This window comes from Cycloclasticus sp. (assembly GCF_019090545.1).
GTDB lineage: Bacteria > Pseudomonadota > Gammaproteobacteria > Methylococcales > Cycloclasticaceae > Cycloclasticus > Cycloclasticus pugetii.
In genome coordinates, this window is the sequence record NZ_JAHRVT010000038.1 from 1 (window position 1) to 11,432 (window position 11,432).

The 11,432-nt window shown below is 40.8% G+C and carries 9 protein-coding genes; 1 reads left to right on the forward strand and 8 read right to left on the reverse strand.

Features of this window, described 5'->3' with window-relative positions:
• Positions 1–108 precede the first annotated feature (108 nt).
• Positions 109–834, forward strand: coding sequence for a Crp/Fnr family transcriptional regulator (locus tag KUG63_RS09520; RefSeq protein WP_287554991.1), 726 nt, complete (start codon positions 109–111; stop codon positions 832–834).
• Between the two features lie 26 nt (positions 835–860).
• Here KUG63_RS09520 and KUG63_RS09525 read toward each other — a convergent pair whose 3' ends face one another.
• From KUG63_RS09525 to KUG63_RS09560, 8 genes are all read right to left on the reverse strand, one after another.
• Positions 861–2,207, reverse strand: a complete 1,347-nt coding sequence (locus KUG63_RS09525; protein ID WP_287554993.1) for a DUF2254 domain-containing protein — start codon at positions 2,205–2,207, stop codon at positions 861–863.
• On the reverse strand, positions 2,204–4,036 hold the full coding sequence (locus KUG63_RS09530) for a cation:proton antiporter (protein ID WP_287554995.1): 1,833 nt from the start codon (positions 4,034–4,036) through the stop codon (positions 2,204–2,206). The genes KUG63_RS09525 and KUG63_RS09530 overlap by 4 nt, the downstream gene beginning before the upstream one ends.
• A gap of 231 nt (positions 4,037–4,267) precedes the next feature.
• The gene (locus KUG63_RS09535; RefSeq protein WP_287554996.1) at positions 4,268–4,477 is read right to left on the reverse strand and encodes a mechanosensitive ion channel family protein; all 210 of its coding nucleotides are present in this window, start codon (positions 4,475–4,477) and stop codon (positions 4,268–4,270) included.
• Positions 4,478–4,656: 179 nt separating this feature from the next.
• On the reverse strand, positions 4,657–7,794 hold the full coding sequence (locus KUG63_RS09540) for an efflux RND transporter permease subunit (protein WP_287554997.1): 3,138 nt from the start codon (positions 7,792–7,794) through the stop codon (positions 4,657–4,659).
• Positions 7,787–8,191, reverse strand: a complete 405-nt coding sequence (locus tag KUG63_RS09545; protein ID WP_258954315.1) for an efflux RND transporter periplasmic adaptor subunit — start codon at positions 8,189–8,191, stop codon at positions 7,787–7,789. Before KUG63_RS09545 ends, KUG63_RS09540 begins: the two co-directional genes overlap by 8 nt.
• A complete protein-coding gene (locus tag KUG63_RS09550) occupies positions 8,157–9,098 on the reverse strand; it encodes an efflux RND transporter periplasmic adaptor subunit (protein WP_258954314.1) in 942 nt (313 codons plus the stop codon). Before KUG63_RS09550 ends, KUG63_RS09545 begins: the two co-directional genes overlap by 35 nt.
• Entirely contained in the window at positions 9,091–10,371 is a 1,281-nt protein-coding gene (locus tag KUG63_RS09555; RefSeq protein WP_015005716.1) for a TolC family protein, read from the reverse strand. The genes KUG63_RS09550 and KUG63_RS09555 overlap by 8 nt, the downstream gene beginning before the upstream one ends.
• 150 nt (positions 10,372–10,521) lie before the next feature.
• Positions 10,522–10,881, reverse strand: coding sequence for a hypothetical protein (locus KUG63_RS09560; protein ID WP_258954313.1), 360 nt, complete (start codon positions 10,879–10,881; stop codon positions 10,522–10,524).
• Positions 10,882–11,432: the final 551 nt, after the last annotated feature.

Genomic DNA, 11,432 nt, shown 5'->3' on the forward strand with positions numbered 1-11,432 from the left:
ACTATTAACAGCAATATTGTTTTTCTCGTTCTAAGAAATGTCGAATTTTTAAAAACTTAATGGTATAAAAACAGACAGCCACACCTCAATCAATAAAACCAGGCCCTTATGAGTTGTTTAGTTTCTCGATTGCGTTATTACAGCAACATCACTAAGAACGATGAAAAGTTAATCTTAGAACTTGAAAAAGAGGAAATTGAATATAAAACTCGTACAACACTTAATTTGTATGAGCAAAAAAACAATCTTTTTATTTTAAAGAGTGGTTGGCTCTACCGTTATGCTGATTTACAGGACGGCAGGCGACAGGTATTACGTGTTCATTACCCTGGTGATATTATCGGGCTTACTGATATTGCCATGTGCGAAACACTCGGTGACATTGCAACTGCCACAGACGTTACCTTGTGCCCTTTTCAAAAAAAGCACCTTGATAAGGTCTTTATCCAGTCCCCAAGGTTAACCGCACTCATTTTTAGCTTAGGCATGTTAGAAGAAGCTATTTTACTAGACAGAATAACCATGATAGCCAGGAACAACGCCGTCAACCGCGTGGCAAACTACATGCTTGAGCTATACTCAAGACAAAAAATCCATACCAATAACACGGTATTTACAACCTTCGATATGCCGTTAACTCAAGATGTTATTGCAGACGCATTAGGCTTAACAAATGTCAGTGTCAGCAATGCTTTTGCGCAATTAAAACAAGAAAATAAAATCCTTAACCATCGAAAAAAAATAACTATCTTAGATCCGGACAAGCTCAAGAAGGACTTGAATTTTATCGATCGTTTTTTTGAAATTGACACCAGCTGGTTTCCAAACGCATAAAGGGCAGGAAATATAGTGTAATAAGGTTAAGTTAGCAGTGTAGATTCTTTTGTATTCAACGACACATTAATCACATCGTATAACTCTTTAATATCTTCCTTATCTTTTAGAGCAATAACATCATCGGTATTAACTGAGGAGATGGCTTCAGCTTGAACCTTCAACACCTCCATATGCTCTTTGGTTTGAGATTGTAGAATTAACTTATTCAACATTTGTAATAAACAGATTACAACCGCAATGTCATTTTTACCATGCTGACGAATTTGGTCGAATGATGTATCGACAATCCCTCTAAATGTAAATGGCTTTAACTCTAACCTTAACTGCCCACTATCGTCTAAATGATATTGTGTTGGGAATTGGCGCTGCATTAAAAAAGCAATATTTTCACCCAATTTTTTAATACAGCTAATAGCTGTAAAAGGGTCATTAATACCTGGCGATAAAGCCCTTACCGCAACCTCTACTAATTGCCGAACAGCAAATTCTGGGTCTTGCTCAGGCGTTCCTTCACTACCGATTAACAAATGAGTATTGATGTCTTTTTCTATCTCTTCAATCTGCTCGCTTGCTAAACAATGGGCAATAACGCTATTTGTCAGAATAAAATCACCAGGTTTGATGATGAATTTAATAACATAATCATTATCTGTCGCGCATTTGACTAAGTTGTCAGTATCAATTGCTTGTAAATAACCCGAGGTCGTTGAATATATATCCTCACCTTTTTGTTCAAACTTTTTAGTTAAATCATCAGGTATATCGAATTGAATCGACTGGCTATTTTTATCAGCCTTATTTGGAAATGTGCAATTCATCTGTGTCACTAATTCGTTATTAACTTCAGTAATAACGGTCTCAGCTTGTATAGCAACAGCAATGTGATGAATAAAAAATACTAATAACAATAAATTGAAAATGAGGATCGTTAACAAGCCCATCATGGAGAAAAATGGCGTTGTTTTATCAAGCTCCATAGAGCCCGTAAATTGCAACATCAAAATACAATAAAGAAAGGTGCCTATAAAACAACCAAGAACTAATTGGTTAAACCTATCTGACATGAAATTTCTTAGTAACCTCGGCCCAAATTGTTGTGAGGCAAGTGTCAACGAGGCAATCGTTATTGAAAAAGACACACCTGCAACACCGAGTATAGACGTAGCGGAAACACTCAATAAGGTTCTAATATTTGAAGCACTGTTAAAGTATAGATATAACTCAGGCAATTCGATATGCCTGGCATACAGTGTTTTATCTAAATAAACGTTAAGAAAAGCCAGCCCCGCTCCGCTTATTAGCAAGAGTAAAGGGATCACCCAAAAGTTCGAACTTAAAACCTCAAAAAAATGAATAATTCGTGTTTTCATCTCTCGCCACTGTTTATCTTTTTAGTATCGGTTTGTGGTGGAACATAACTCATTAAAATAGCTATATCTTCTGGTTCTATATTTTGATCCCACGGATAAAAATTGACAAAGCCCGGCTTCGTGATTAAACAAATTAATTTTGTAGATTCTGGGTTACTGTTTAAATAATCGTCTAGTGTGTATTCCTCCGTTAGTGGCGTACTTTTAAATGTCCACCCCTCAGCATACGTCTTTTTAAAATACTCATCATCCACCCCATCGATAAACAAACGATCCCCACCGATCGCCTCACTGGGCTTATTAACACTTTCATCGCTTAATTTATCAACATTAGACCAGCGCAGTTCGTACACATTTCGTTTCCCAAGTTCTGGCGCAAAAAGCGAACAGATTAACGTGTTGTAGGCTTCATTGGGTGTTACAGCAACTAATTTGGTAAAGTGCGCAAGCTCTAGAACCTCTTCTGTTCTTTCGGATAAAACCTCACCATAATGAATGGGAATGTTTTGCATCCTAGCCGATTCTAGCTGCGCCCATTGCGTGTCTATTAGCATTACTGGAATGTCATTTTTTTGTAACTCAACTGCTAAACGTGTACTCCAATCGGCGGCTCCGACAATCATAATTCCGTCTGGGTGAATAGATGCTAAATTTAACTTGCGAGCCAGCCAACCAATAGTCAACCCATGTAAGAGCACCGTCATAATAATCAAAGCAAAAACCATGGGAAGTAATAACTCTGCATCCGCATAGCCTATTTTGCTTAACTCTGAGCCAAACAAACCTGCAACTGACGCTGCAACAATGCCACGAGGAGCAATCCAAGCAAGTAACGCCCTTTCTTGTTTACTAATGTCAGTACCTATAGTTGAAAGATAAACAGCAAGCGGCCGGAAAATGAAAATTACCAGCGCTAACACTAACCAACTTTGCCACTGCAGATGCTTTATTATTTCGGGGTCAATATCCGCAGTCAGTACAATAAAAGTAGATGAAACCAATAAAATGGTGACATATTCTTTAAAACGTTTTAGCTCATGTAAAGTCTTTAGGTTTTGGTTAGCCAGCGTAATCCCCAAGATAGTCGTGGCTAATAAGCCCGCTTCACTTTGTACTTTATTGGCCAACGTATATACCAGTAATACCGCAACCAATATTAATGGAGATTTCAGATACTCAGGAACAAGACCTTTGCGAAAAGAACGGGCAATAAACAACCCTAAGCTAACACTCAAAACCAGTGAGACAACAAGGCTAATGGCCAACCCAATAAAAACACCCAGTGCAAGCGTTTCATTTTCGGTTCGTACATAATAACCATAAATCAGCACCACCAATAATGCGCCAATCGGGTCATTCACTATACCTTCCCAACGCAATAAAGATGACGGGCCTTTTTTAAGATTAGCTTGTTTCAGCAAAGGCATTATTACCGTCGGCCCAGTGACTATAATAATAGCGCCAAATATTAACGAGACAGGCCAAGAGACACCGATTAAATAGTGAACTGACAAGCTACCAAATGCAAAGGTTAGTAAAACACTCCACGTTATAAGACGATAAATAACACGACTATTCTGCTTTAATTCATGCCAGCGTAGGCTTAAGCCACCTTCAAATAAAATAACCGCAACACTCAACGCGATCATCGGTTGTAATAACTCACCAAAATCCTCACTGGGGTTAAGCCAGCCGGTTACTGGGCCCATAATAAAACCAGCCGCAATAAGTAGAATCAACGCAGGGATTTTTAAACGCCAACCAATCCACTGTAATGCAATGCCAACAATAAGGATCGAGGCTAATAATTCTGCCATATGATGATTCATTAATAAGTAACCTTGTTTATTTATTGAAAGGAGTGTGCCTTAAGTATGATGAATTTTTTATTAACACCGCGTTTAAACCGCAGCCTATCATTTTAAGCTCTCCGTAGCTTGTATGTATAAAATGCCTAGTCCGAATTCGTCGTAACAACGTTTAACTCTTCACTCAAAGACAACGTCCTATATGAGAATGGAATTTCAATATTAGCGTCATCAAGCGCACTTTTATTAAGCTCACCACTTCATCAACGACTGGCTCACCTCTATAAAACTTTTATGCATTTTGCTTTGCTTCAAAATACGCCTAGCAATTATTTTAAATAGCTTTACAAAAAAGTAGGCAATAACAAGAAGAATAATTGATACCGACAACTGAGGAAGCAGCTCAAGACCTGGGTTGAGCATTCCATGCAAAGCTGTTTGTAATAGTTTAAGTGCTTCCATTGCTCATGTAGTGACGTTTCTTTGTTTCATTCTAAAAACTCGCTTGCCATGATTATCCCTACCGCTTTTTTAATAAAAAACCTTAATAGATCTGTAACATAACATTATTCTTGCTTTATAGAACATTTTAACTAAATGCCCCGACACCTAATGCCTAAATACTAAAACTGAACAGCATGTCACGTCTTCTGCTCTTGGTACTGCAATAAAAAACTATAAATCACTGGCAATACCAATAAATTCAAAATTAAGACCGTTAACATACCGCCTAACATTGGGGCGGCAATACGATGGGTAACGTCCGAACCAGTACCGCTGCTAAGCATAATAGGAATTAATCCCGCCATGGTTGATACCGCAGTCATCACTACAGGGCGAACACGCTTTGAGGTGGCCTGCTGACACGCTTGTATAAGTTCACCTCGTGTTAGCGGTTGTGTGCTTTTTGTACGCCGTGTAGCTATTTCCATATCAATAAAACTTAACACTAACACGCCTATTTCAGCCGCCATACCCGCTAACGCGATAAACCCCGCATACACCGCTACCGATAAGTTATAGTCATTAAAATACAACATCCAAATACCGCCGATAACGGCAAACGGCAAAGCAAGCATTACAATAATCGGCTCTAAAAGATTACGAAAGTTTAGATACAACAGGATAAAAATAATCATTAACGTGGCTGGCACAACAAGTTGCAATCGCTTCGCTGCTCGTTCCATATATTCAAATTGCCCTGACCAAACAATCGTATAACCTGCAGGTATGTCTACTTGCGCAGCCAACACTTTTTTGGCCTTATCAACAAAACCCCCAATATCAGAACTGCTGATATCTACATAGACCCATGCATTGGGACGTGAGTTTTCACTTTTTATAACCGGCGGGCCTCGTCTATACGTTAAATCGGCTATCTGCACTAAAGGAATTTGGCTGCCTGTTGGTGTTGAAATCAGAACTCGTTTCAAATTTTCCACATCATCACGCAACTCCCTTGGGTAACGCACATTAACGGGATACCGCTCTAAGCCTTCTACCGTTTCAGTAACATTCATACCACCAATAGCAGTTTGTATGACATCTTGCACATCACCGGTCGTTAAACCATAACGGGAAGCCGTCGCTCGATTGATATCAACGTCTAAATAATAGCCTCCAACAGCTCGATCACCAAACGCTGAAATAGTTTCTGGTAACGTTTTCATTGCACGCTCAATCTGCCCAGATAAGACCTGAAGTTTATTTAAATCAGGACCAGAGACTTTTATTCCAACCGGTGTTTTAATCCCCGTCGATAACATATCAAGTCGTGTTTTAATCGGCATTGTCCAGGCGTTTGTTAGCCCCGGAAACTGGATTGCCCGGTCCATTTCGGCAGTTAACTGCTGAGTTGTTTTATTCGGGTCCGGCCAATCTTCTTTAGGTTTTAAACGAATAGTTGTTTCTATCATTGAGAGCGGCGCAGAATCGGTTGCCGTTTCGGCCCGTCCTACCTTGCCAAATACGTGGTGCACCTCTGGAAATGTTTTTAAGATTTTATCCGTTTGCTGAAGCACCTCTTTAGCCTTGGTAATAGATATGCCCGGAAAGGTAATCGGCATATATAAAAGGTCCCCCTCATCTAATGGCGGCATAAACTCACTGCCTAATTTTGAAAATGGGTATACAGTCAATAAGATTAAACACAAGGCTAATAAAACCGTTACCTTTCGCCACCGCATGGCTAATCTCAGTGCTGGTGTATGCATGGTGTGCATCACACGGTTAATAGGGTTTTCCTTTTCTGATATTACTTTACCGCGGATGAAATACCCCATCATTACGGGCACCAATGTCACTGCCAATATAGCGGCAGCTGCCATCGCGTAAGAGGCGGTAAAGGCTAACGGGCTAAACATACGGCCTTCTTGCGCTTGCATGGTGAAAATGGGTAAAAAAGATACGGTAATAATAAGCAGGGAGAAGAACAGCGCAGGCCCTACATCACGCGAAGCCGCTGCAATCGTCGTCCAGCGTTCATTATCACTTAGCTTAGCGCCTTTTTCTTTAGTTGCTTGCGCTAGGTGCTTATGTGCGTTTTCCACCATCACAATGGCACCATCAACCATCGTACCAATGGTAATGGCAATACCACCTAAGGACATAATATTAGCGTTTAAGCCTTGCCATTTCATCACGATAAACGCCATAAGAATTCCCATCGGCAGGGTAATAATAGCGACCAAGGCAGAGCGCACATGTAGTAAGAATAAAATAACCACTAAACTAACAACCGCCAATTCTTGCAGTAGAGCCTCATTAAGGCTTGCTACTGCACGTTCGATAAGGTGACCACGGTCATATACAGGCACAATTTCGACCCCTTCAGGGAGCCCTTTTTTTAGCTCGTCTAATTTTTTTCTGACCCCTTCAATGGTTGATAATGCATTTTCACCATAGCGCATAATAACCACACCACCGACTACTTCACCCTCTCCGTTTAACTCAACCACGCCTCGCCTAAGTTCAGGCCCTGTTTGCACATTAGCAATATCTTTTAAACGTATCGGTGTACCATTACTATCAACAGCAACAGGAATACTATTCAGGTCATCTAACGATCGAATGTAGCCTAAACCACGAACCATATATTCCGTTTCTGCACGCTCAATTAAACGCCCACCCACATCATTATTAGAGCGTTTAATGGCTTGTTTAACTTTATTTAACGAGATGCCATAGGCTTGCAATGCATTCGGATCAACTTCAACCTGATATTGTTTAACATAGCCACCCACCGAAGCAACTTCAGACACACCATCAACCGTTTGTAACGGGTAGCGTAAATACCAGTCTTGAATCGATCTCAATTGGGATAAATCATGTTGTCCGCTTTTATCCACCAAGGCATATTCATACACCCAGCCCACCCCGGTCGCATCTGGGCCCAGTGTCGGCGTTACACCATTAGGCAGTTTACTGTTAACAAAATTCAGCGATTCAAGCACTCGTGAACGCGCCCAATACATATCGGTGCCATCTTCAAAAATAATATAGACAAATGAAAAACCAAAAAAGGAATAGCCACGAACTGTTTTAGACCGAGGAACAGATAACATTGCTGTGGTTAATGGATAAGTCACCTGATCTTCAACCACTTGTGGCGCTTGACCGGGGTATTTGGTAAAAATAATTACTTGCACATCGGACAAGTCGGGGATCGCGTCCAAATAGGTATTTTGATAACTCCAAATGCCTGCCACAGCAACAATCAGCGTGGCCACTAACACCATGAATCGGTTTTTAATCGAGCCGTTGATAATTGCATTAATCATGCGTTATCTCCTGCGGCATCTGCATTTTTGAGCTGCTTGTTTGTTTATCGCTCGACATAGACTCAAGCATTTTTGCCGTGGCCTCACGTAATTTCGATTCAGAATCTATCAAAAACTGAGCCGACGTAACTACCTCTTCGCCCGCTTTTAGCCCCTCTAACACAGCAATTTTGCCATTAGATTCTAACCCTAAGGTTACTAATCTAGGTTCAAACTTTCCTTTATCACGCACCACAAATACCTGGTTGCGTGAACCCGATCGAATCACGGCTTCAGACGGAATTACCACTTCGTTGGACTGGGGGTTTGCATGGATAGTTAAGTCAGCAAACATATTCGGCTTTAGTAATAACTCAGGGTTATCAAACACCAATCGTACTTGTTTCTGATTCTGCATATGGGTAAATGTAGGCTAAATGACCTTTAAAAATGCGCCCTGGAATACCCACTAATTGCATTTCCACAAGATCACCTTCATTAATCCACGGCAATTCATATTCATAAATATTCGCATACACCCAGACCGTCCTTAAGTCTGCAATCATATAAATTTCTGTTTGAGGGGTGACAAATTGACCGTTACGCGCACCTATTTTCATCACAATCCCTTCTGCTGGGCTATGAATATGAATATTTTTTTTCACCCGACCAGTTTTATCTAATTCCAACAGTTGATGAGCCGGAAAGTCGAAGAGTTTAAGTCGCTCACGTGAACTTTTAAGTAGCTGTTCAGCGCCTTTACGAATTGTGTCTATCGGGCTTTCTTCCAAGGCTTTATTATTTTTAAGTGCCAATAAATACTCTTCTTGGCTAGCAACTAATTGTGGCGAATAAATATTAAGTAATTGAGTATCCTTTTTAACCCATTGTCCGGTTTTATCAACGTACATGTCTTCAACCCAGCCCTCAATTTTAGGGTGCAGCCTAACCATGTTCTGCTCGTCATAATCCACTCGGCCAACAGCCCTAACAATATGCGACATTGCCTCTTCTTTAGCCTTAGTCGTTCTTACCCCAATATTTTGCGTTGTAACCCCATCAATTTTAACCGTGCCTACCGGTGCTTTATCCATTTGCTCATCGCCTGCATACACCGGTGTATAGTCCATTCCCATTTCACCTTTTGCAGGGACAGGTGAAGTAATCTCCGGGTTCATCGGGTGACGATAGAATAAAATATCACTTTTTTTCGGTGGTATTGTGCTCGGGGCACTTGTCTGTGGCGTACTTGCAAACCAAAACCCTAAACCCAGCCCCAATGCCAGCATTGCAGGCGCAGCTATCCATAATATCTTGTTACTCATAAATCTCTTCCTTGCCGACAACGGCAATTAATTGTGCCAACACTTGTTGGGCTTCTGTTAAAGCTTTCCAGTATTGGGTTTCATAGTTGTAAAGCGTAATCTGACTTCGCACTAAATTTAAAAAGTCCACCTTGTCCACCTGATAACCCGCCAGCATGGATGCAACCGTTTGTCTGGCTTGAGGAATAATGCCCGTTTTAAATAACAGTACTTGTTGCCTACTCTTTTGATATTGACTATAGGCCGTGGATATTTCGCTATGTACTCGATTCGTTGCATCACGCAAGGAAAACTTTTGTTGCAGCACTTCCTTGTTCCTTTGATCAACCGCTTTTTGCTGTTTATGATCCGTAAAAATTGGCACATTCATACTAAGCCGCACACTAAGCAAGTCAGCACGCTCTTGCCCATTGGGCATATCGTCGCGCACACTATAAAAAGCACCAACATTAAAATCGGGGTAAAAATCCTTTTCTGCTAAGTCTCGTTGTGATTTAGCGGCCTTAACAGATTCACGCTTTACTGCTAGTAAGGCGCGATGTCCATTAGCAAACGCGAATAGTTCAGCTTCTTTTTTTAGAGTCGGCAAATGCTCATCAGGCATAACTGTCAACACTATCGGCTGGTCTGAGGAACGATCAATTAAGCTATTTAAACGTGCCCTAACTGAATCACGCGCGGCTTGTAAGCTAAGTGTATTGTCTAGCAATTTAGACAATTCTAGCTGTGCTAACAACACGTCTTGCTGCAACCCTTGACCCACTTGATATTTAGATTGAGCAATATCCACAAACTGCTGTAATAAACGTTGATTAGCAGCCATTATTTTTAATGCATGATCAAGGTACAACAGACTCCACCACGCTTGTTTCACATCACGCAATAATAACCAACGCGCTTCTACAACCGTATGAGCAGCCGCTTGTGCTTCATGTGTCGCCGTCTGTTCACGTAATGCCAACTTACCAGGAAAAGGAATCTGTTGGGAGAACCCAGCCTGTAACTGAGTCATGTTTTCTTGGCCTACGTCAAAACTATCCGTTGGTAAGTTCAGCGCATTAAAACTGATCACCGGATCAGGTAATGTTGCCACTTGAGATGGAATATAAGCCATCGCCTCAGACCGTGCCCTTATTTCCGCTAGGCTCGGGTTATTTCGTAATGCTAGATCAAGCGCTGTTTGTAATGATAGCGCATCAGAATTTTCAGCTTGGGCGTTGCTAAATATTGCTATCAATATAGTTAATTGTGCCCACCTTCTCAATAAATCCATATTATCCTCATCTCTTCAAACGTTGACTTTGTGTTATCAACAAAGGGTATTGAGGGTTCTTAACCGGTAAGATAAACAACTAAAACTAGACGCGTAGTTCTTCTACTGCGTTGCTTTTTGCTTAAACTACAGGCGCATTAACCCCCTGTCTTAAGCAGAGGGTCTGGGAGGTTTTATTTCAGGCGAGAGTGATTCATTAGGCCTTTCGATGGCGCTATAGGTTATAAAAATGGAAGACAAGCCCAACGATTTAGGCACTACATTGTTTGTCGCCACATAGGCAGATGCATGACCGACACAATTTATATTATCAGGGCATTCACAACCCATATGAGTCTCCTTAACCACAGATGCTTGCTGGTGTTGCTGATGAGTCGCACCGCTATTTGCATGCTTAAAGGCCGTTGAAATATTATCAACATTATCCATGTTAGAACACGCACCCGATATCGACACGGCCGGAGCAGCCATCAAACAAAATATCAGTAACGATGTAACAACTTTTTTCATCTACAGTTATGCCAAATAATAACGTTTAAATATAGCGCCAACTTTATTCGTTGTTTTTCAATTCTAGCATTAAAACACGTAAACAAACGCTTAAAATATCTCGCCAAACACATCAAGCCTATAACGACCACAGCTTTTGTAATACAGAAGCAGCTAAATACAAAATACCGTCGTAATACCTAGCATTTCATCACGAAGTGATATTGAGTTTACTTATTAGTAATACGTTATCTTTGGGCTGTTCAAGCTTATACCCCGTACCCTAGTGATGTGAGTTAGATCATAATACGCGACTAGGAAACCAAAAGCTTAGCGTTGTTACCACGAACGAAAGCGTGCTGGGTTCACCCATTACAACACAACAAAGTAATTACGCCATGATAAAGCCCTTTTAATCACAACGTATGGGCTTAAACTGGCCCTCTTTTAAAATCAATCGAGTCTGACCCTATTGATTCCGGAGAAGATAGCATACGTCGGACATGCTGAGTATCAGACCATAACTCTTCGTCTGATGCATAAATACCCATGTCGTTAGCTATGGCTTTCAT